The organism is Romboutsia sp. 1001713B170131_170501_G6 (genome assembly GCF_015668195.1).
Taxonomy (GTDB): Bacteria; Bacillota; Clostridia; order Peptostreptococcales; family Peptostreptococcaceae; genus Romboutsia_C.
Genome location: NZ_JADPFC010000005.1, coordinates 1 through 23,789, shown reverse-complemented (window position 1 = coordinate 23,789; position 23,789 = coordinate 1). Strand labels below are relative to the sequence as shown.

Annotated in this window: 20 protein-coding genes, 2 rRNA genes and 1 riboswitch; of the genes, 3 read left to right on the top strand and 19 right to left on the bottom strand. The window is 27.9% G+C overall.

What is annotated here, in order from left to right:
* Positions 1 to 58 precede the first annotated feature (58 nt).
* From I4U89_RS11440 to I4U89_RS11410, 7 genes are all read right to left on the bottom strand, one after another.
* Positions 59 to 544, bottom strand: coding sequence for a hypothetical protein (locus tag I4U89_RS11440; RefSeq protein WP_195940503.1), 486 nt, complete (start codon positions 542 to 544; stop codon positions 59 to 61).
* A 31-nt stretch (positions 545 to 575) separates the two neighbouring features.
* Positions 576 to 1,139, bottom strand: a complete 564-nt coding sequence (locus I4U89_RS11435; RefSeq protein ID WP_195940502.1) for a 5' nucleotidase, NT5C type — start codon at positions 1,137 to 1,139, stop codon at positions 576 to 578.
* A gap of 122 nt (positions 1,140 to 1,261) precedes the next feature.
* A complete protein-coding gene (locus tag I4U89_RS11430) occupies positions 1,262 to 2,065 on the bottom strand; it encodes a hypothetical protein (RefSeq protein WP_195940501.1) in 804 nt (267 codons plus the stop codon).
* Between the two features lie 92 nt (positions 2,066 to 2,157).
* On the bottom strand, positions 2,158 to 2,850 hold the full coding sequence (locus tag I4U89_RS11425; protein WP_195940500.1) for a metallophosphoesterase: 693 nt from the start codon (positions 2,848 to 2,850) through the stop codon (positions 2,158 to 2,160).
* A gap of 121 nt (positions 2,851 to 2,971) precedes the next feature.
* Entirely contained in the window at positions 2,972 to 3,772 is an 801-nt protein-coding gene (locus I4U89_RS11420) for a GTP pyrophosphokinase (protein WP_195940499.1), read from the bottom strand.
* Positions 3,773 to 3,828: 56 nt separating this feature from the next.
* Complete coding sequence (locus I4U89_RS11415; RefSeq protein ID WP_195940498.1) at positions 3,829 to 4,740, bottom strand: MBL fold metallo-hydrolase; 912 nt, start codon at positions 4,738 to 4,740, stop codon at positions 3,829 to 3,831.
* Between the two features lie 12 nt (positions 4,741 to 4,752).
* Positions 4,753 to 5,481: a YkgJ family cysteine cluster protein gene (locus tag I4U89_RS11410; protein ID WP_195940497.1), complete on the bottom strand. Its 729-nt coding sequence runs from the start codon at positions 5,479 to 5,481 to the stop codon at positions 4,753 to 4,755.
* Between the two features lie 143 nt (positions 5,482 to 5,624).
* On the opposite strand from I4U89_RS11410, the gene I4U89_RS11405 reads away from it, so the two are divergent.
* Together I4U89_RS11405 and I4U89_RS11400 are read left to right on the top strand one after the other, a co-directional pair.
* Positions 5,625 to 5,876, top strand: coding sequence for a hypothetical protein (locus I4U89_RS11405; protein WP_092923359.1), 252 nt, complete (start codon positions 5,625 to 5,627; stop codon positions 5,874 to 5,876).
* Between the two features lie 213 nt (positions 5,877 to 6,089).
* Positions 6,090 to 6,425 carry a hypothetical protein gene (locus I4U89_RS11400; RefSeq protein WP_195940496.1) on the top strand — a complete coding sequence of 112 codons (336 nt, stop codon included), beginning with the start codon at positions 6,090 to 6,092 and terminating at the stop codon, positions 6,423 to 6,425.
* A gap of 94 nt (positions 6,426 to 6,519) precedes the next feature.
* Here the strand turns inward: I4U89_RS11400 and adhE are convergent, their stop codons facing one another.
* Positions 6,520 to 9,156: a bifunctional acetaldehyde-CoA/alcohol dehydrogenase gene (adhE, locus tag I4U89_RS11395; RefSeq protein ID WP_195940495.1), complete on the bottom strand. Its 2,637-nt coding sequence runs from the start codon at positions 9,154 to 9,156 to the stop codon at positions 6,520 to 6,522.
* A 594-nt stretch (positions 9,157 to 9,750) separates the two neighbouring features.
* On the opposite strand from adhE, the gene I4U89_RS11390 reads away from it, so the two are divergent.
* On the top strand, positions 9,751 to 10,665 hold the full coding sequence (locus I4U89_RS11390; RefSeq protein WP_195940494.1) for a manganese-dependent inorganic pyrophosphatase: 915 nt from the start codon (positions 9,751 to 9,753) through the stop codon (positions 10,663 to 10,665).
* Between the two features lie 278 nt (positions 10,666 to 10,943).
* Here the strand turns inward: I4U89_RS11390 and I4U89_RS11385 are convergent, their stop codons facing one another.
* The 11 genes from I4U89_RS11385 to I4U89_RS11335 form a co-directional block, all read right to left on the bottom strand.
* Positions 10,944 to 11,468 (bottom strand): peptidylprolyl isomerase, encoded by a 525-nt coding sequence (locus I4U89_RS11385; RefSeq protein WP_195940493.1) that lies wholly within the window; start codon positions 11,466 to 11,468, stop codon positions 10,944 to 10,946.
* Positions 11,469 to 11,606: 138 nt separating this feature from the next.
* The gene (locus I4U89_RS11380) at positions 11,607 to 12,200 is read right to left on the bottom strand and encodes an AAA family ATPase (RefSeq protein WP_195940492.1); all 594 of its coding nucleotides are present in this window, start codon (positions 12,198 to 12,200) and stop codon (positions 11,607 to 11,609) included.
* Between the two features lie 149 nt (positions 12,201 to 12,349).
* The gene (locus tag I4U89_RS11375; RefSeq protein WP_195940491.1) at positions 12,350 to 13,099 is read right to left on the bottom strand and encodes a patatin-like phospholipase family protein; all 750 of its coding nucleotides are present in this window, start codon (positions 13,097 to 13,099) and stop codon (positions 12,350 to 12,352) included.
* Positions 13,100 to 13,115: 16 nt separating this feature from the next.
* Positions 13,116 to 14,414, bottom strand: a complete 1,299-nt coding sequence (locus I4U89_RS11370; RefSeq protein WP_195940490.1) for a M18 family aminopeptidase — start codon at positions 14,412 to 14,414, stop codon at positions 13,116 to 13,118.
* A gap of 239 nt (positions 14,415 to 14,653) precedes the next feature.
* Positions 14,654 to 16,876, bottom strand: a complete 2,223-nt coding sequence (locus I4U89_RS11365) for an ATP-dependent helicase (protein WP_195940489.1) — start codon at positions 16,874 to 16,876, stop codon at positions 14,654 to 14,656.
* A 289-nt stretch (positions 16,877 to 17,165) separates the two neighbouring features.
* Entirely contained in the window at positions 17,166 to 18,188 is a 1,023-nt protein-coding gene (locus I4U89_RS11360) for a BMP family lipoprotein (protein ID WP_195940488.1), read from the bottom strand.
* 487 nt (positions 18,189 to 18,675) lie between these two features.
* Positions 18,676 to 18,856, bottom strand: a riboswitch (cobalamin riboswitch).
* 136 nt (positions 18,857 to 18,992) lie between these two features.
* A complete protein-coding gene (locus I4U89_RS11355; RefSeq protein ID WP_195940487.1) occupies positions 18,993 to 20,765 on the bottom strand; it encodes a VWA domain-containing protein in 1,773 nt (590 codons plus the stop codon).
* 14 nt (positions 20,766 to 20,779) lie between these two features.
* Complete coding sequence (locus I4U89_RS11350) at positions 20,780 to 21,712, bottom strand: AAA family ATPase (protein ID WP_195940486.1); 933 nt, start codon at positions 21,710 to 21,712, stop codon at positions 20,780 to 20,782.
* Positions 21,713 to 21,965: 253 nt separating this feature from the next.
* The gene (locus I4U89_RS11345) at positions 21,966 to 23,093 is read right to left on the bottom strand and encodes an aminopeptidase (protein WP_195940485.1); all 1,128 of its coding nucleotides are present in this window, start codon (positions 23,091 to 23,093) and stop codon (positions 21,966 to 21,968) included.
* 347 nt (positions 23,094 to 23,440) lie between these two features.
* Positions 23,441 to 23,557 (bottom strand): 5S ribosomal RNA (gene rrf, locus I4U89_RS11340).
* Between the two features lie 153 nt (positions 23,558 to 23,710).
* A 23S ribosomal RNA gene (locus I4U89_RS11335) occupies positions 23,711 to 23,789 on the bottom strand; the annotation flags it as partial.

Sequence of the window (23,789 nt, the reverse complement as noted above, 5' to 3'; positions counted from 1 at the left end):
TTTATATAAAGATGCTCTTTTTTATTTCTATATTAGCCTTTTATATTATTTATAATTTTTAGCTATAGAATTTTGATGCTCCCACTAACTGTCTTTTTCCTACTATTTTAGATAGGTTAGCTAATGATGCTATTTTTATATCCTTAAAGCTAACTAAAAATACAAATTTAAAATCTGTAAAAGATTCGTCTATATTATAAATATCAAAGAAACATCTTACATTATCAAATAAATATTTATCCTGAAGTTCTTCTTCAATCTCATCTGTAGCATCCTTTAAATATGCTCTTACATCTTCAAATAATACTTGGAAATAACTTTCGTCTAAGTCTTCTCCTATTTCATCTAACACATCTTCTATGTCTTGCATATTAAATACATCTTGAGATAGTTTGCAGTCAAATGCCATTATATTATCTTGATTAATTGTGTTTGATATATCTCTTATATATTCTATATCTGGTCTTATTTTGATGATTTCTTTAACATCATTGCTATTTATACTTATATTGCCTTTTCGATTTTCTACTTTTAATTCGACCATAAGACCACCTCCCCCTATAGAATTGCTATGTTTACTTATACAATTCTATGAATTTATCTATGTCTTTCCAAGTGTCTACTCTTGTTATATTATCATGTTCAACACCTTGATTGTAGTTGGTATTTATTAGTAATATTTTCATACCTTCATTTGCAAGCTGCATTGCATTTGATGGATTATCTTCTATAAATATATTGCATTCTAATTCTTTAGCCTTAGCTATTTTATCGTGACTACCTAATAAATGAACATCTATATCAGAAAATCCTTTATTGTTTAACCATCTTGTAGTTATCTCTGTAAGACTTTTATCTCTTGCTGTTACAAAATATAAGTTGTGACTATTAGCTAACCACTTCTCTATAACATCCTTAGCATATTCTACTATTTCTGCTTCTTCATAAGAATGCATACAGCTACTATGGAATTTATTTAATATTTCGTCCATAGTGTCACCATATAGTTGTTCCCAATTATAAGTTACACATTCTTCTTCTTTTATATTTTTATTGTATATTTCATTTAAGTACGGAATAAAATGATATGGACTTGTTATAGTTCCATCTATATCTATACATATATTTAATCTTCCCATACATACCTCCTGGTTAACGTTATAATCGAAAATTATATCATATGTTATATTATAAATCAAAATTTATACATTATAGTATATTTATATAGTAACAAAAGCTTATCATAAAAGATAAGCTTTTCTTATTTAATATTTAGATTTAGGTTATCTATTCTCTCCTTAAAATTTGCTATATGCTCATCGGATAAGTTTAAATACTCTGTTATTTTTCCAATATATTTTGGATTCTTACTTTCTACTAAGTTTATAGATTCATTCATAGCCTTTTCCCTTAGCTCATAAGCCTTTTTAACATCATCTCTTGCGTTGCTTAATACCATAGTGTATTGTTCGTCTGAAAGACTAGGGATATCCATATTTTCATAAATTTCTATAACTTCTTTACATTTTTTGCTAGCATATTTTAAATCATTTTCTATAGTTGGTAATTTTTTTATACTTTCAGATATATTTTTTGTATAAGGCATACAATCCCTCATAGGAATTAATGCTTTTCTTTCTATATTATAAATTTCTTTTTTGAAATCACTTACTATTTCTTTATCAGTTTTTTTAATAACCTCTGCTTCTTTATCTTCCTCTAATTCTATTTCTTTTGGCTCTAATGATACTTCTTTTGATTTCTCTTCTTTGCTTTCATATATTTCACTGTCTTGCTTATCTACCTCATAAACTTTATCCATATTCTCTTCTTTATCTTCATTATCCTTATATTCGTATGGCTCATCATTAACATAACTGTAATAGTATATAGCTTCTCTGATTTTATTTAACCCACTCATATAAAGATTTGTTGCTACTATCATCGTAACTAGTACAACATAAATACTACTATATATATACGCTCTTCTCAAATTTTTGTAATTTCTAAATAATATTATCAAGGGGATAAGATACAAAAATAAGAAAACTAATATCCATCTCATTATTAACATCTCCTTCTTTTGTATATTTAAACAAAAATCCCCCAATTTTCAAGTTCTAACCATATATAATAGTATTTACAATTTTAAGATTCTTAATCTAATATTTTGATTAATTTAAAATCAGTGTAATCACAAGATGCTAATATATATTCAATTCCATTTCTTATACCTCTTAATCCCATCTTAAATGATTCTTTTCCATGCAAGTGTCCATATATAACTTTTTCAACTTTATATTCTTCATATAATTTAGTGAATAATGATTCTTCAAGTTTATCATTAGTAGGAGGATAGTGGGTTATAACTATAAACTTAGTATGCCCTTTCTTCTTAGCAGCTTCTAAAGATATTCTTATCCTATTTTCTTCTCTCTTATATATTTTGGCATCATTTTCATCAAACTTAAAATCATTAGGACATATCCATCCTCTTCCTCCACAAATAGCATAATCTTTGTATTCATAGAAATTAGTTTGTAAAAAGTTCATATTATCATACTGCTTATTTAATGCTGTTACAGTAGTCCACCAATAATCATGGTTACCTTTTATAAATATTTTTTCCCCCGGTAAATTATCTATTATATCTAAATCACTTCTTGCCTCGTCTAGATTTATTCCCCAAGAAGTATCTCCTAACACTAATACTAAATCTTCATCACTTACTTTCTCTTTCCAGTCTTCTATTATCTTTTCCTCATGACCTATCCAATTCTTTCCGAAAACATCCATAGGCTTATCTACTGATGTTGAAAAGTGTAAATCTCCTATTGCATATAAGTTCATGTCTATTTTCCTTTCTTATGTAACTTTTCTTATATATTCTATATTAATATCTATAGTTTAAATTTAAATTCAATTACTATACTATTATATAAAGAAAGTTATCCATGAATATGGATAACCTCTATCTCACTTTATTATTGTTATTGTAAAATTCTAATAAATTATCTATCTCACTTTGAAGATGTAATATCTCTTCTATGTCTTGTTCATTGTCTATTTTATCTAGTCTTCTTTGATATACAAGTGCTTTATGTGTTTCTCCTAGATTGTATAATTCTTGAATCTTACTAAGTACATCCCTTACTGTAACCGATTTTACCTGGCACATAACTTGAGCTTTCATTATATCTTCTCTTATCTCGCTCATTTCTTGGTCTAGTAAGAATGCTGCATCAGATGCTCTTCTTAATCTAACTGCTAATTCTTCTGGTATGTAATGTTCATATTTATATTTTAAAGAATGTTCTATAGTTGCCCAAAAGTTCATAGCTAAAGTTCTTATTTGTATTTCACATAATATTTCTTTTGAACCTGCTATTGTATTTATAGGATATTTTATTATAACATGATAACTTCTATATCCACTATCCTTAAAGTTCTTTATATAATCTTTTGCATATACTATACTCATATCACATCTATTTTGTATAAGTTCTACTACTGTATATATATCTTCTACGAATTTACACATTATTCTTATACCTGCAATATCTTCCATCTCGTCTTCTATATCTTCAATTCCTAGACGCTTTGATTTAGATATTATAGAAGCTATTTTTTTAGTCCTTCCTGTTACAAACTCTATAGGACAGTATTCTCCTTTTGCTAAGAATTCTTTTCTTATATTCTTAAATTTAACTTTTAATTCTTCTACGGCATGGTCATAAGGTGTTAGTATTTCATCCCATTTTTCAAATTCCATCGTACTCACCCTTTATCTTATTTTGAGTCTTTTTAACATATCTATTTTAGCATAATTTATTTTTTTTTGGTACAATAAAGCAATTCTCCATCATTTAATATATAGTCTATTTCATCTAGATCAGCTAAATAGCTTATCATCGAAACTAGAGATGACTTAAAAAAATGATATTCTTTATAATTACACTTTAAATTATTATCCATTATAATTTTTTTTAATAATTCTTCTAGTTTTATTGGTGTATTTAAATCTTCTCTTACTTTATTTAAATACTTATCAATAGCATTTAAATGCATTTCTATTATAAACTCAGAATCTTTTTTACTTATTACTTCTTTACTATGACCTAAGACTAAATAATCAAAATCTATATCTTTTAATTTCATTATTGAGTCTATTTCTTTCTTTATATCATACAAAAATAAGAAATCATACTTTTTGAGCATATCTAATCCTATCAGAAGGTCACCAATAAATAAAACTTTATCTTTAGTTAATATTCCTATACTTCCTTCAGTATGTCCCTTTAAATCTATTATTTCAAATTCTTCATTATTTAATAACAGATTTCCTTCTTTTGCTATTTTATCTACTTTTATTTCATCTAATGATTTATTTTTTAATTTATCTACAAAAAATCTATTATATTTACCACCCATTATATATTTACCAAATAGATAAGGCTTTTCTATATATAATTTAGCTTCCTCTGATGATAATATACAAATATCATTATAATACTCTTTGAATTGGTTACACGCCCCATAATGGTCATCATGCTCATGTGTATTTATTATAAAATCTACCTTAATACTTTTTTCTTCTAGCATATTTATAATTCTCTTAGGTCTTGAACCAACTAGCCCAGGATCTATTACCAAAGCTTTATTATCATCAAAAATATAAACACCAGTATTGGTTCCGCCCTTTATATAAAATGTGTTTCCTTTTATTTTTTTAAGCTCCATGTAATCACCTAATTATAATAGTATCTTTTTTAATCTTTTTAACGCTATCTCTCTTACATCTTCATCTTTTGATAATCTTATTTTTATATTGTAAGCAGTATCATCTTTTAATAAAGCTTCTATAAAATATTCAACTATACCTCTATCTTTAAAATCTATATCTATAATTCCTTTAGAATATAACTTAGAGTCTAGTATCATTAGCTCATCTGCAAAGCTTAATCTAGTCGATTTATTTAAATATCCGTTTTGAGGTTTAAAATCCTCACAGTATTTAATTTTGTAATTAACAACTTCTTCACTTATATCAAACCCATACTTTGATTTCATAAGCTCACTATATTCTCTATTCCTTGTAGTTATATTTGATAAGTTTTTATTATAATCCTCTTTTTTCCAATGGCCAAAAATTCTACAATTTAGTGGTCTAACTTCATATATTAAACATCTGTTATTTTCATCTTTAAATGGACATGCACTTTTTTTAGTAAATTCTAAAAAATAGTAGTCTATAATTTTACTTAAACTTGTCTTTCTTAATTCATCTTTGTCTAATAAGTAGTTATATATATTAATAAATTCAATTAGATTTATACCTACTGATTCCATACAGCAATTACCACAGCCAGTACAATCTCCACTTGGTAGTGATTTGTAAGTATCATTTAACTTATCAAACAGTTTATTTTCCTTACAATAATTTATACAATTTAAAATATCATTTCTATTTATACTAGCCATTATTATTACTCCTTGTTATAATTATTAGGTTAATACAAAAACTTATTATATCACACTTTTTATTAGTGTGATACGAATTAGTTAAGTGAAGAAACATATTTACTTAAGAAATAAATTTTCAATTTAATATACAGGAGGTAATCATGACTAGATATACAAAAATAATAAACATGATGGATAGTTATTATACAAAGGATTATGAAAAACAAAAGAAAAATATAACTAAAGTTAGGGAAGTTAGAGAAGAAACAGTTAGAAAATTCTTCTTACAAGGTGACTGTGAAGTTCTAGTTGTACTAGAAGAAAGTGGTAGAGAAATTCTTATAGATGATTTTTCATCTGATGATGATATAAGAAAATACCTTGGCCCTAAGTTTATAAATAAGAAGAGATAGATTTAAAAATATTTTATAAATCTATGTATAGATTAAATTTATCTGTCCATAATAGTAATATAAAATTAAATATTTAACTCAATCTCCCCCAAATTAAGTCTTCGTTCCCCCAACGAAGGCTTTTTGTTTTTCAAAACATTTAACAAATATGTAGTTAGCCATCATTCTATGCTGTATAATATATAAAAAAACTTTCGCAGAAGAGGTTGTAAAATGGTAACTTTCGGTAAATTAAACTTAGATACAGACTTTGAGTACAGAGTCATAAGAGAAGAAGAAAATGATTTAGACTTATTTATAGACTTAAACTATCGTAGCTTAGATATTAAACTAGAAGATACAAATTTCTTTAATTCAAGAGTACAATTTCCATTTGTTAGGTCTATTATATTAAGATTAAACAAAGAGAGCGATATTATTACTATTCATTTAATGAGAGACATTGATTTATTCTCTGCTTTTGCCAATTTTGAAATTAATATTTCTAATTCTATAATAAGTATAAAAAATGAATATGAAAAAGTTCTTATGTACAAGTCTATAAAATAAAGAGGGGGCCTTAATAGGCCCCTCTTTATTTTATATTTCAATTGTATTATTATATATTTTAATAGTCAATATATTTTCTGAATTCTCAAACTATTTATTTAATTTTCTTATCTCCATATATTGTCTTATATATTTCTACTAACTCTGATACTAGTGGTTGTCTTGGGTTAGCTGGAGTACATTGGTCATCAAAAGCATCTAATGCTAACTTTTCTATAGCTCCCATATATATTTTTTCTTCTATGCCACATTCTCTTATAGTCATTGGCATATTTAATTCTTTCATTAAGTTTCTTATAGCTTCTACTAAGCTCTTAACTCCTTCTTCTGTAGTGTTAGCTTTCAATCCTAACATCTTAGCTATTTCAGCATATTTCTTGTCTGCTACGAAAGATTTGTATCTTGGGAATGCAGCAAACTTAGTTGGCATAGATGCATTGTACTCTATTACATATGGTAATAATATAGCATTTGCTCTACCATGAGGTATATGGAATTCTGATCCTAACTTATGAGCTAATGAATGGTTAATTCCTAAGAATGCATTAGCAAATGCCATCCCTGCCATACAAGATGCATTGTGCATTTTTTCTCTAGCTTCTTTACCTTCTTGAGTATCTGCACCTTTATATGATTTTGGTAAATATTCAAATACCATTTGTATAGCTTTCATAGCTAAAGCATCTGTATAATCAGTTGCCATTACAGAAACATAAGCTTCTATAGCATGAGTTAATACGTCTAATCCTGTATCTGCAGTAACAGCAGCTGGTACAGACATTACAAATGTAGGATCTATTATAGCTACATCTGGAGTTAACTCGTAGTCAGCTAAAGGATATTTAATATTATTAACTTTATCAGTTATAACTGCGAAAGACGTAACTTCTGAACCAGTTCCTGAAGTAGTTGGTATAGCCACCATCTTAGCTTGTCTTCCTAATTTAGGGAATTTATATATTCTCTTTCTTATATCCATAAACTTAAGTCTTAAATCTTCAAAATCTGCTTCTGGGTTTTCGTAGAATAACCACATACCTTTAGCAGCATCCATTGCAGATCCTCCACCTAAAGCTATTATAGTATCTGGCTTGAATTTTCTCATAGCATCAGCACCATTTAATACTGTATCAACAGATGGATCTGGCTCTACATCAGAGAATACCTCTATCATAACTGGATTTCTTCTTTTTCTTAAATGATATTGTAATTTTTCAACATATCCTAATTGAACCATCATTCTATCAGTAACTATCATTACTCTCTCAACTTGTGGTAGTTTTTCTAAGTATTGTATAGAACCAACTTCATGATATATTCTTTCAGGTACTTTAAACCATTGCATATTTACTCTTCTCTTAGTAACTTTCTTAAGGTTTATTAAATTTACCGCTGATACATTATCTGTAGTTGAGTTGTTACCCATAGATCCACATCCTAGTGTTAATGATGGTGTATTCACGTTATATACATCTCCTATTGCTCCGAAAGTAGATGGCGCATTTACTAATAATCTTCCTGTTCTTACTCTTTCGCTAAACTTTAATATTATATCATCATTTTCTGAATGTATAACTGCTGAGTGACCTAATCCACCAAATTCAGTCATTTCTACACATCTTTGTATTCCTTCTTCAGCATTTTTAGCTTTTAAGCAAGCAAGTACAGGACTTAATTTTTCTTTTGATAGTGGGTAATCCACACCTACCCCTTCTATTTCAGCTACTAGCATTTTAGCATCTTTAGGCACTTCAAATCCTGCCATTTGAGCTATCTTGTAAGGACTTTGCCCAACTATATTAGGATTTAATGTTTTAGTTTCTGGATTTATAACTGTTTTTTCTAATAATTCTCTTTCTTTTTTGTTTACAAAGTAGCAGTTGTATCCCTTCATTATATCTACTACTTCATTGTATATTGGTTCTTCTATTATAACTGCTTGCTCTGAAGCACATATCATTCCATTGTCAAATGTTTTTGATAATATTAAATCGTTAACAGCTTGTTTTGTATCTGCTGATTTTTCTATAAAACAAGGTACATTTCCTGCTCCAACTCCTAACGCTGGTTTTCCTGAAGAATAAGCTGCCTTAACCATTCCAGGTCCTCCAGTAGCTAGTATTAATGCTACTTTGTTATTTTTCATTAAAGCACTTGATGCTTCTAATGATGGTTCTTCTATCCATTGTATACAATTTTCTGGAGCTCCAGCTTCTATAGCTGCATCTCTTAAAATTCTAGCAGCTTCTGATGAACATTTTTGAGCTGATGGATGGAAACTAAATATTATTGGATTTCTTCCTTTTATAGCTATTAATGATTTAAACATTGTTGTTGAAGTTGGATTAGTAACAGGTGTAACACCTGCTATAACTCCTATTGGTTCTGCAACCATCATGTAGTTTTCTTCATCATTTTCTTCTACTACACCAACAGTTTTTGTATATTTTATACTATTATAAACATATTCTGTAGCGAATATATTTTTAGTTACTTTATCTTCAAATATTCCTCTTTCAGTTTCTTCTACTGCCATTTGTGCAAGTTCTATATGCTTATCAAGACCAGCCTTAGCCATAGCTTTTACAATCTTATCTACTGCTTCTTGGTCTAATTTTAACATTTCCTCTTTAGCTTTATTTCCTTTTGTTACTAAATCGTTTATCATACTTTCTACAGTCAGTTCTTGCTTTTCTTTTACATTTTTAACTTTTTTTAAATCTTTAGTCATTATGTTTTCCCCCCAGGCAATTTATATAAAACTGTGTTAGTTATTTAACAAACTATCTATAATTAGATAATACATTACATAAATAAAACTGTCAATATTTTTTGTTAAATTTTTATCTTTACCATCATATGAAAACGTTTTTATTTTTTATTTCAATTTTCTATGTCTTTTTTTATAAAGTTAAATTTATTTTAAAATCTTACTTTAAGTATTTATAATTTACTTTTCTCAAATAGTTAATTTTTAATCAAACTATTTATTTATTTTCACTTTTTCTATTATATAAAATATTACTATCATAATTTCTAATTTACTTATTTTAATATTCTTCCAATCTACCATATATGTTTACTGTAATACTCTGATTGTTATCACTACTATTAAAATTGGCCATAATATAATATACTTTTTTAAATTTTTTATTTTTTGAACAATTTTTTTAGTTATTTTGATATAATATCTTTGTCATTAACAAATATATTTATAAAGTACATTAAGCATTAGTACTATTAGTTATAGATATAGTGTTTTATTCTCTTATATAGAGGTTTATTTTTTTAATTAATACATAATTTTGTGAAAGGAGTTTTTTGTATGACATTACTAGTTTTCGGGCATAAAAATCCAGATACAGATTCTATATGCTCTTCAATTTCGTTAGCTTACCTAAAAAATCAATTAGGTGAAGAAGCTACTGCTTATGCTTTAGGGGAGGTAAGAAAAGAAGCTCAATATGCTTTAAATCACTTCAACGTTGAAGCTCCTCAAATATTAAATACAGATGATTTAACTGATAAAAATGTAGTTTTAGTTGATCACAATGAATATGCTCAAAGTGCAGACGGTATAGAAAAAGCTAATATAGTAGAAATAATTGACCATCATAAGATAGGTGGTATAACTACAGATGTACCTATATCATTTAGAGTAATGCCTGTTGGATGTACTTGTACTATAGTTTACAACATGTTTAAAGAAAATAATGTTGAGGTTCCAAAACATATAGCTGGACTTTTATTATCTGCTATATTATCAGATACATTATTATTCAAATCTCCAACTACTACAGAAAAAGATAAGTTAGCTTGTGAGGAGTTAAGTAAAATAGCTGATGTTGATATGGAAAGCTATGCTATGGATATGTTTAAAGCTGGTACTTCATTAGATGAATACAGCATAGAAGAAATAGTTAATATGGACTTTAAAGAATTTGATATGAGTGGAAAAAGAGTTGGTATAGGTCAAGTATTCACTTTAGATATAGATTCTATATTTGCTAAAAAAGATGAGTTCTTATCTTATATAAACTCTACTGACTACGATATGTTAGTTCTTGCTATAACTGACATAATAAAAGAAGGTTCTTACTTAATATACAAAGCTGAAGATAAAGTAATATCTGAAGCATTTAATGTTGAAGCTCATCAAGGAGTATTTGCTGAGGGTGTTGTTTCTAGAAAGAAACAATTAGTTCCAAATTTAACTTCTGCTATTAAGAATAATTTATAATAATATAAAAAAGTATTTATAATGATTTTATAATCTTTTATAAATACTTTTTTATTTACTACAATATATTTAATATATAGAAAAAGGAGCTATCTTTAATGTAGATTAGCTCCTTTTTCATATGTTATAAATTTAAATAGTCTACTTATAAATAATGTAGATTAATAATATGGTTTAATTTTTGTGTTTTGTGTGTTTTGGTCAGGATTAGACCTTATAATATTTTAAAATAATTTAGTTAGATTGTAAATAGTTATTTTTTACCTTTTGGAATCTAACTAGCACTTTTCAACATCTGAATAATCTTTTCCAAATGTTTCTACTGTTACATTCTTCATAACTTGAGGAGTCTTAGGCTTATCAGCTCTATCTGTCGCAGTTGTAGCTATTTCATTAACAACGTCCATTCCTTCTATTACTCTACCAAATGCAGCATATTGTCCATCTAAATGTGGAGAGTTTTTATGCATTATGAAAAATTGTGATCCAGCTGAGTTTGGAGCCATAGTTCTAGCCATAGATAATACTCCAGCTTCATGCTTTAAGTTATTAGTGAATCCATTTCCTCTGAATTCTCCCTTTATAGAGTATCCTGGTCCACCCATTCCATTTCCATTAGGGCATCCACCTTGTATCATAAACCCTTCTATTACTCTATGGAATCCTACTCCGTTGTAGAATCCTTGATTTACTAATGTTACAAAGTTTTTAACTGTGTTAGGAGCTATATTTGGATATAATTCAGCTACTATTTTCTTTCCATTTTCCATTTCTATAGTTACTATTGGGTTTTTAGTTTCCATTATTTTAATTCCTTTCTTCTTATCTTTATGTATTTTCTATTTATTATTATATACTAACTTTGAAATAATTCTCTACATATTTGAATTATAAAATAATTATTTTTGTATAAGTAAAATAAGCTACTATATAATAGTAGCTTATTTTTCCTCTCCATCTAACTGTGGAGTATCTTGATATTTTATATCTAATAACTCTAATATTTGCTTAGATCTTTCTTTTGTAGATCCTTTAACTTCTATGAAGTTTACATTCTCAGCTTTTAAGAAACTTAATATAGCTTCATCTATTTTAAGAGCGATTTCTTCATCTTGCCATCTTACACCATCTTGTACATATCCAAACTCTCTTGGCACATATATTATAGTGTCATAGTTTTGTATATCTTCTATTGCTAGACAGTATAAATCTTTAAGTATTTGTATTTCTTTTTTACTTCTTTCCTTATTCCCTAACATAAATCTTCCATATATGTAAGGTACGAAAGTAGCATAGTCTGTTAGAGCGTAATCAAATGTTGATAACTCATCTTCTATTCTCTTTTGCCCTAAGTATATTCCGTATTGTTCAGATATAGTCTCTATCATACCCTTATCTTTTAGATAATCCGTTGAGTATTCTAAAGCATATCCTACATTTAATCCTGCTATTTTCATTTCAACGTATAGGTGTTGTATTAATGTAGTTTTACCACATCTAGGCCCACCTAAAACTGCTATTCTCTTAGTTGCCATTATTTATATCAACTCCATAATTTATATTCTTTTTAAGGAACTTTTATATTATACTAATATTTAGCAGTTTATTCAATGTTTTTGATACAATTCTATATATTTACATAGAAATGTTCATATTTTAATATTTACTTATTATAAGAAATTTTTTATATGTGCATAGAAAAATTTTTTCCTATTTCATATCCTTCATTGTATATTTTTTTACAAAATTCTTTTTCAAATCTTAATGTAGCATTTTTTTCAAAAGGTTTTTTAGGCTTTATTATAAAAATATTGTCTTCACCAAATTTATCGCTTATTTCTGCAGGTAGTTCATATTCTGTATGTGTATCTATTATTATTATTTTATCTAAATCTTGTTCTACTAATGGCTGTATTAATGTATTATTAACTAATCCTCCATCAAGATTAAATCCATCATATAATCCTTCACTTACATCTTTCATAAACTGCTGTCCTAGTGGTAAAGTTGCTTTTGGGTTACATGGTAATAAAGAACTATACTTAACACTTTCTAAAGCTTTAGACTTATCTACATTTTTTATGTTTATTACATTTTCATTTAGATTTTTATTTTTTATTTCTATATAATTAACATAAAAGTCTATTTTAGCTTCTTTGCTTGCTTCTAAAGTTTTTAGTCCTTCTATCACATAAGAATTATCCACAGTATTATCTATTATTTTGATATCGTTTGCAGGGTTTATTTCTATATTTGTCCACATATCCTCTAACTTTTCAACATTTCCTGTGAATATATAATATCCATTAATTGCTCCTATAGATGTTCCCGACATTGCACTAAAGTCTAACCCTCTGTCATAAAGAGCCTTTATAACTCCTGCTTGATAAGCTCCTTTAGCTCCTCCTCCAGAAAGGCATAATCCTATTTTCATCTGTCTCATCTCCTATTTATATTTCATAAAATTTATTAAATGTCTTATATATACTATAATGATCTTTTACACTTCCTAATTCTCTTATAGAGTGCATTGCAAGTATTGGTGAACCTACATCAACAGATGGTATATCTATATGTGTTGATGAAATTGGCCCTATAGTACTTCCTCCTCTTTCATCTGATCTATTTACAAATTCTTGATACTTAACATTAGCCTCTTTGCATATAGCTTTGTATATAGACATCGATTGGGCATCACTTGTATATGCTTGATTTGCATTTATCTTTATAACTGGTCCTTTGCCCATTACTGGTTTGTTTGTTGGGTCATGCTTTTCTCCTAAGTTTGGATGCACTGCATGTGCTAAATCAGCTGATATAATAAATGAAGAATATAATGCTGTAAAGAATTCTTCTCTTGATTTACCTAAAGATATACATATTCTTTCTAGTATGTTTAATAACATATTAGAGTCTGCACCTTGTTTAGTAGAGCTTCCTACTTCTTCATTATCAAATGCAGCTACTACATTTACGCCATTTTTACCATTAGCATTTATAAGTGCATGTAAACTAGCATGTACCATTGACAAATTATCTAATCTACTTGTTGATATAAACTCCTCATTAGGACCCATTAAAGAACCTTTTTCATATTCATATAAGAATAAATCAAAGTCTACTATCTCTTCTTTATTTATTTCTAGTGACTTACTTATTTCATTTAATAAGAAGTTATCTTTTTCCAAACTTTCATTTATAAGACCTACTAAAGGTAACATATCCTTTTGCTTATTTAGTGCATATCCATCATTTACCCCTTTATTTAAATGAATAGCTGCATTTGGTATTATACATATTGGTTTATTTATATTTACCATTTTTTCTACTGGCTTTAATATACTTTCTCCATTTAATACAACTCTTCCAGCTATGGCTAAAGGTCTATCTAACCAAGTATTTAATATTGGTCCCCCATAGCATTCAGTATTTAATTTTAAGTATGTACCTTCAGAACACATTTCAGCATTTGGCTTTATTCTAAATGTAGGTGAATCAGTATGAGAACCTATTATTCTAAATCCTTCTTTTTCTATGTTATTAGAGTTAACCTCAAAGGCTATTATTGCAGAAGAATTTTTTGTTACATAATACTTCCCATTTGCCTCTATGTTCCATATATCATCTAATTTTAATTCTTTAAAGTTATTATCCTCTAAAAGCTTTATAGATGTTTCTACTGCTTGAAATGATGTTGGACTTTTATAAATAAAATCTATTAAATCTTTAGCAAATCTCTTTTGTTCCATTTTGTAGCCTCCCTAGTAAATGTAAATTTGTGTATTTCTACATTATAAATATATTATAATACTAATTTTACCAATCTTAAACAGAGTATTTTAATCTTTAAAGTAAAGATTTACTATATTTACATTTATCATTAGCTTAGTGAGTTCTAATGTATTATATAGTTAACCTTAAGTTTTCTAGCTGTATATTATTTACATAAAAATAAAGGATATATAAATATACCCTTTATTTTTATTTACTATAATACATCTAATGTTGTGTATTCTTTATTTATTTTTTTAATTCCTTGTTCTTTAAATGCTATTGTAACATCAGAACCCATCATACCAACAACAGTTCCTTCTCCAAATTTTGGATGATGTACTTTTGCTCCTAGCTTTATATCGTCTATATCAGTTTCTTTTTTAGTATCTTTTATAGTTGCATTTACTTTTTTGGCAACTGTAGACTTATTCATATTGTTCATATATTTTTGTTTATACTTATCTAATACATTGTAATTAGCCTTTGAATAAGTTAATTCTTTTTCTACTTTGTTAAGTTTCTCGATACATTGTTCTGGTAATTCTTCCATAAATCTAGATGCTATTGATGGGTTGGTCTTTCCATATAAAGTTCTTCTTTGAGTTAATGTCATATAAAGAACTTCTTTTGCTCTTGTTATACCAACATAGCAAAGTCTTCTTTCTTCTTCTATATCTGAATCACTCATTGACCTTACTGCTCTAGATATTGGGAATAATCCTTCTTCCATACCAATTAAGAATACCACAGGAAACTCTAATCCTTTTGATGTGTGTATAGTCATTAATGATACTTTTTCTATCTCTTCATCTTCACTAGATTCAGATGAAAGTGCAACACCTGTTAAGAATGTTTGTAAATCTTTTTCTTCGCTACTTTGCTCAAATTCTAATGCTATAGATATAAACTCTTTTAGGTTATCGATTCTATCTTGAGCTTCTTCACTTTTGTCCTTAGATAGCTCATCTATATACCCTGTAGTCTCTAATACTTTTTCTATAAGCTTACTTACAGGATATACTTCTTTTATGGTTCTAAGAGTTCCTATTGTATCGACAAATCCATTTATGCTATTTTTAGCCTTAGTTGATATATCTGAATTTGTATCTATGTCTATTAGTACAGAGTACATACTCTCTTGCTTTAAACTAGCTCTATCTTCTATTTTTTCTATAGTTCTAAGACCTATACCTCTTCTAGGTACGTTTATTATTCTTTTTAAAGATATATCATCTTGAGGGTTTTGTATAACCTTTAAGTATGCTAGTAAATCTTTTATTTCTTTTCTTTCATAGAATTTTGTTCCACCATATATGTTATATGGTATTTGACTTCTATTAAGTGCATCCTCTACTGGACGAGCTTGAGCATTTGCTCTATAAAGTACAGCAAAATCTTTATAAGTTCTACCTTGCTCTCTTGCTATTTTAGCTATCATATCTGCAACGAAATCAGACTCACTTATTTCATTTTCAGATAGTTGTATCTTTATTAGTTCTCCTTCTTTTTTCTCACTCCAAAGTTTCTTTCTTTTTCTTTCTATATTATTAGATATAACAGTGTTTGCTGCGTCTAGTATAACCTGAGTAGATCTATAGTTTTGTTCTAGCTTAACAACATGAACATCATCGTAGTCTCTTTCAAACTCAAGTATATTTCTTATATCAGCACCTCTCCATCCATATATACTTTGGTCATCATCTCCAACAACACATATATTTTGATGTTCTCTTGCTAATAATTTTATTAATTCATATTGAGCTTTACTTGTATCTTGATACTCATCTACCATTATATATTTAAATCTGCTTCTATAAAATTCTAAAACTTCTTCTTCAGATTTTAAAAGTTCTACTGTCTTATATATTAAATCATCAAAATCTAGGGCACTATTTCTTTTTAAACGATCTTGATATAGTGCATATACATCTGCAATCTTACTCATTCTATTATCGTGTCTATGCATATCTTTAAATTGTGCTGGGCTATACAGCTTATCTTTAGCCCCTGATATTGTACTTATTATTACTTTAGGTTCAAATACTTTATCACTTAAATTTAATTCTTTTAAACAGTCCTTTACTAAGGTAACTTGGTCAGCACTATCATATATAACAAAACTTCTATTGTATCCGATTCTATTTATATCTTTTCTTAGTATACGTACACAGCAAGAGTGGAAAGTACTTATCCACATTTCCTTTGTATCCGTTCCTAAAGTTTCTTCTACTCTCTCTCTCATTTCATTAGCAGCTTTATTTGTAAATGTTATTGCTAATATATTTGGTGCTTGTACACCTTTATCTTCTATAAGATGTGCTATTCTTGTTGTTAAAACTCTAGTCTTCCCTGACCCAGCTCCAGCTAGTATAAGTACCGGTCCTTCTGTTTTTTCTACAGCTTCTCTCTGGGCAGGATTTAATGTATCTAAATTCATAATTTTCCTCCTGTCGCTATTCCTATAACTATATTTTAATCTATAATAAATATTTATTCAAACTTTAAATCAATCCTATATTTTGATAATCTCCATAATCTAATCATTCTAAAATAGATATTATAAAAATATAATTTATTTATTAAGTGAACTTATACTATATCATACTTTATATTATCCTTGTATTTTATTTAAAATAAATAGGCTATCTAAAAATAATAATTCTTACAAATTATGCTTTCTTAAGTTGCAAGTTATTATTTTAAATAGCCATTTTATATCTTATGTATTATTTTACTTCTAATTTTCCTTCTATTATATCTTCTGCTTTTTTATTAACATAATCAATTATTTCTTTAGGTACATTCTTACCAGTACTTGGTGCTATTCCAACTGCCTCTTCTTTTAATCCATAAACTACGGCTTTCCCACCTTCTAATTTTCCTTCTTTTATCTTTGATATTGTATCAAAAACACCAATATCAACTCTTTTCATAGCTGAAGTTATTACATTGTCAGGAGCTAGATTATTTTGGTCCATGTCTACTCCTATAGCATATTTATCTTTTTCTTTAGCTGACTCTATTGCACCAGTTCCAACACCACCTGCAGCTGAAAATATTACATCTACTTTATTATTATACATTTGATTAGCTATAGATTTACCTAAGCTAGCATCATCAAAGGAATTTGCATATTGAGATAAATACTCTGCATCTTTATTTTCCGATTTTACTCCAGCTTTAAATCCCTCTTCAAATCTAGTTATATTTGGTATTTCCATACCACCTATAAATCCAACTTTATTAGTTTCGCTCATCTTAGCTGCTATTATGCCTACTAAATATGCCGCTTCTCTTTCATCAAAAGTCATACATATCATATTGTCTGGTATTTCTTGTCCTTCTTCTTCATAATTATGATCAATTATTACAAACTTTCTATCTGGATAAAGCTTTGCTGCATTTAACATTGGTTCTGCTGTTGTATACCCCACACCTATAATTACATCACGTTCTTGGTCTATAAAGGTTTCTATATTAGGTGCATAATCTGCATCTTGGTTGGATTCTAAGTATGAGCCATCTATGCCTAGTTCTGATTTTGCTTTTTCTAGTCCTTCTAATGATGATTGATTAAAGCTTTGGTCATTAGCCCCTCCTTCTCCAAGCACTATTCCTACAGAAAACTTTTCTTCACCACCTTTAGAATTTTTATCCTCTTCTTTTGAATCATTGCTACACCCAACCATACCTAGTGACATGATTCCCACTATTATTGTAGATATTAATCTCTTCTTTAACTTTAACATATACTAAATCTCCCCCTGATAAATTATGTTTACATTTAAATTGTATTATATGTCTTTACACATGTAAACTATTTATGTTAAATAAAAAATTCACTTCACTTATGATTCATGTGTTTTTTTAAATATTTATTATATTTTCATACCAATTAATGTATTTTATCAGTGTGAATTATCGACAGCTTTATCCTTAATATCAAATTATTATATATAAAAAATAAGCCCTTAAATATAATAAGGGCTTTTTAAGCATAAAGCTTTAGATATAAAATTTATATTAAATTTAGGCTTAAGGCAAATTAATTTTTAAGACTTATACATTATAAATCTCTTTTAAATGCATACTATATCATACATCTTAATCTTATATACTTTTTTTATATAAAACTTTAGATTTTTTACAATTAAAAAGCCTAATCCATAGGGATTAGACTTTATCTACATAAATAACTATATAAGTAGCTTAAAGACATTCTCCATCCCCGAAGAAATCACTTAATATTATTAGGCAGGTCTCCTGACTTAGCTTCATTTTACTCTTTCTCCTTCCCGTAATCTAATATTACAGTGGTTATAGAAATTTCATCAGCATTACAGTAGCGGGGGCTGTAGAGGATTTTAACCTCTTTCCCTATTAATCTTCTTTTAAGAACCTATAATATATATTTTTTTCTATATTACATTATATTCGTTATATATTTTTATATTCCTTTTATTTTTTTAAATTTTTTCTTATTATTAACTTATTTAATCTTGTCTATATATAATTATATTCTATACGTACTTTTATATTCACTTTTATTTTATTTAATTTCTTATTATCTTCTTTAAATACATGGAAACCACATCAGAGAATCTTTGAATGTCTTTAGTATATATAAAGTCCTTACCATATATGATTTTTTCTATTTCTAAATCTATTTCATTTCCTGTAAATACTCCTAGCACCATTATTCCCTTTTGCCTAGCTTTTCTTACTTCTGATGCAGTATCCTTTGCTCCAACCATACCTTTGTAAGACATTTCTCCTCTTATACTTCTTTCTCTATCTTTGCCTATCTTTACATCATTTGGCCTTCCATCACTTAATACAATTAATATTTTATTTTCTTCTTCTCTTTCTAATAAACCTTCACAAATAGATTTTATAGCTAGTCCATCTCTATTATTACCAGCACAAAAATATTCAAATATATTCTCGTTATTGGTTATTTTATCTTCATAATCTCTAAATCTTTTTAGTATAGTGTAATCCATAAGACTTGAAAACCCCATAACTCTATTTGGTATACCAACTTTAGTTAAGGCTGTTGATATTATATATGCTTGTATAGCTACATTAGCTTGGTTCCTAGTTTGAGACCCACTAGAATCTAAAAGTATATCTATTACATATCTACCCTTTTCATTTTCAATATCTTTATAGAAAATTTTGTTATTATTACTTCTAGTTGCTCTCCATGCTCTATTTGCATATATGGTTCCACTATCACAAAAAATTCTACCTTTCTCATTTTCTTCTACTAATATTTTCAATAGAGTTTCCTTTAATTTTAATATATTTCTTTTATATATTTTTATGTTTTCTCTAAATTTACGAGTATTATTTTCTTTTTGTCTAGTCGCATATTTAATCTGGGCTATATTACTACATTCACTTCTTAATACGCCATCAGTAAAATGTACTCTACATCCCTCATGAACTCCTCTACAACTTTTACTTTCTATTTTTTTTAATTCTAAATCACTTATATATGATTTTCCATAATAATGCTCTATTTTTTTATATATTTTATCTAAGGTTTCTTCATCAACGTATAAAATATTATTAGAACTATGTTTTGAACCTTCAATATCAACTTCTCCTACACTTTCGATTAGCATAGATGATGATATCTCACTTATTTGATTTTCTATAGTTTCACTGTATTCATTATTATAAAGTTCTTCATACATAAAATCTGAAAATGTGTCAAAATCTATATCTGAATTTACTACTCTTTCATTTTCATAGTTTTCATTATCATATTTATTTGAAGTATCGTTAAAATAACTTATATAAATTTCATCTATTTCTCTAAGTATTTTAACTATATTCTCATTAAGATTAATTCTATTTATTTTATTTACTATCCTTCTACTTTGTCCGTCTATAGCTGGATGTTTTCCCATCCTTTCTAAGACTAAAAAGTATTTTATTTTTTGTAAAATATCTTCATTATGTATTTTACTAAAACTTGATAAAATATCTTTGTAAGCATTTAATCTTATATCTTCAATACCTGGTCTTTCCTTTATAATCTTTTCTTCAACTAACCTATCTAATGTTATATGCAATAAATCAGATATAACATCAATATCATATCCCATTTTAGCTCTACTTAATAAATATTTTTTTACTAAACTCCAATCTATGTATTTATGTCTTCCTCCTGCCATAGTAGCAAAATACAAGGTAATATCCTTAGATGAATATTCATTGTTAGATATTTGAATATCATCACTATAATCTCCTGCTACAGTCCAAGATAGATTGCTAATTCTATTTTCAAATTCATAATCCCCATATACCCATTTCATAATTATTTCCTACTTTAATATGTATTTATTTTAGGGAATATATCTTTAGTTTCCCATTTATCTGGTATTCTAGTCTTTATAATATCTCCTACAATCTCTTTCTCATATATATCAAATGTTTTACTTGTTACTCCCATATTAACCGCTAACGATGGTTTTAACCCTCTTCTAATAGCCTTTAGTGACCCTATTAATCCTCTCAAATCTACTGATTTACTAGATATTTCTCCATTTTGTGATTTTAATTGTAAGTCTAAGAATATACCTCCAAATTGGATCAATTTTTCTTCATCTGCATCTTCAAATTCTTTTTTTAATATCAACATTAATTTTTCCTCTTCCACAGCAGGTATATCTATTACCATAAATCTAGAAACTAATGCCTCATTTAATTCTTTTGTTCCTGCATATTCATAGTTCATAGTTCCTATAAACCTTGTAGCATCATGAAGATTTATTCTTTCATATCCAGGTACATCTATTACTCTTCTGTAATCTAATGCTGAATGTAGTACTGCGATTGCATCATTTTTAGCCATATTTATTTCATCAAATACACCAAATCCACCATTTATAGCACATTCATATACTGAACCTCTTCTTAGCTTAACTTCATTATCTATAAATGTATCCGTACCTATTAAAGTTGTACTATCTGTATTTATATGGAAGGATGTATTCCATTGAGGTCTTCCAAATAGCTCTGATAAATTATCTGCTAGTAGGTTTTTTCCTGTCGCCTTTGGGCCAGATAATAGTATATTTTCTCCTTCTAATATAGCTGATATAGCCATATTCCATATATCTTTTCCATAAAAATATTTAGTTGACTCTGATATCCTATACTTAAGACTATCCTCTATTTTATAAAATTCTTTAAACTTTATTGCATCATTTATTAATTTTTCATCTACACCTTGGTTTAATAAACTTACTATTATACCCATAGTCAGCCCCCTTGTCTTCGTTATATACTATAATATTAGCATATAATCTATAATCCGATATAATATTTTATACTTACACTATATTATTAATTTATCTTATATTTGCTTAAATACCTTGTTTTTAAATACTTTGACTATTTTTTAAGTTAAATTACTTAATATATAAATCATCTCAATCCTCTCTTAGAACGAAATAAAATTTTATAAAAAATAAGAGGCTTAGAATATAACCTAAACCTCTACCTGCTTTTATTTATAATTCGTACTTACATAAAATTTCATCTATAAACTTTCCATTTTCATAGAACAGCTCTCCATCAGCATATATTTTGCCACAACTTCTCATATCACATAACATATCCCAATGTAGTGATGATTTATTCTTACCTCCTGCTTCTGGCATAGAATCTCCTATTGCCATATGAACAGTTCCACCTATCTTTTCATCAAATAGCATATTTGAAGTAAATTTTTTTATACCATAATTTGTACCTATAGCCACTTCTCCAAAGAAACTAGACCCTTCATCAGTTTCTAGTAATTGCTTTAATAGCTCTTCTCCTTTTTTAGCACTTGCATTTACTACCTTACCATTTTTTACTTCTAATTTTATTCCTTCTATTTGCCTTCCTCCAAATATTCCAGGGAATGAGAATGTTATATGACCATTTATATCATTTTCAACTGGTGATGTGAATATTTCTCCATCAGGAAAGTTAACTTTCCCATCACAATTTATCCATTTTCTACCTTTCACACCTACCTTTATATCTGTACCCTCTGATAATATATGTAATTCACCCTTAGTATCAAGATATCTTATCCATCTCTCTTGTTCTTTACTTATTCTTTTCCACTCTGCCACAGGGTCTTCACTATCTAAAAGTCCAGCGCCATATACAAAGTCTTCATACTCACTTAGACTCATACATGCCTCTTGAGCATCTGCATGAGTTGGGTATTGAGTTCCACACCATCTTAAACTTCCATCTCCACATCTCTCAGAATATACTTTCCTCCATGATGAACTTCCTTGCTGAGCTATTTTAATTCTCTCTGGATCTATATTAGATAATATTCTTGTATTCCTACTTCCCCATGCAGTTAACCATACATCTGCTTTACTTAATAGATTCTTATATAAAAAGTTTTCTTCTTTAAGTTGCTCTTCGCTACTATATTTAAGTCTAACTTCATTAATTTCATCAGATTCTAATCTATACTCCACATGTGCGCCTGCCTTAGTAGCTTCTTTGAATACTTCTATAGCCCAAGGTGTTGCTACTTCATCAGCACATATAAATACAAAATCTCCCTCTTTTACTTCTGCTGAATAGTTTACTAATAACTTAGCTAATTTATTTAGTCTTTTATCTGCCATCGTTTACACCCCCACTTATGTATTTACATAACCTTCATTTTTATATATCTTAAATAATATTCTCTTATTTAAATTAAATACCTTTTTAAATATCACGACAATAAATCTATTAAATAAAAAAATTCGCTTCGTTTAAGCCAATGCGTGGGCGCTACACTTCATGTCTTTAACAACTTAGTCCTTTGCTAAAAGTATCTTTTTACGCTCGCTAAACTAATTGGCATTACTTAACTACAATAGTTATCCATAGTTTTTGAAATATCATAATTTCCTTAAGCGCAAAAAATAGATAGCTTCAAATAGCTATCTCTCTATATGTCTAATATTTTATACAATAAAAAAAGATTACGTGGCTACGTCTTACTCTCCCAGGAGGTCGCCCTCCAAGTACCATCAGCGCTAAAGAGCTTAACTTCTGTGTTCGGTATGGGAACAGGTGTATCCTCTTTGCTATAATAACCACATAATCTTTCGATTAACTTATATATTAAGTTTTAGAGTTAATACTCTGAAAACTGTATATCATTTAGAGCTACTCATTTATTTTTAGCAACCGAAATCTTCCTTATTAAAATTTAATAATGATTTGGTTGGCGATATAAACCTTTAGGTTTATTTTGGTCAAGTCCTCGACCTATTAGTATCGATAAGCTAAATACATTACTGCACTTACACCTTCGACCTATCAACCAGGTA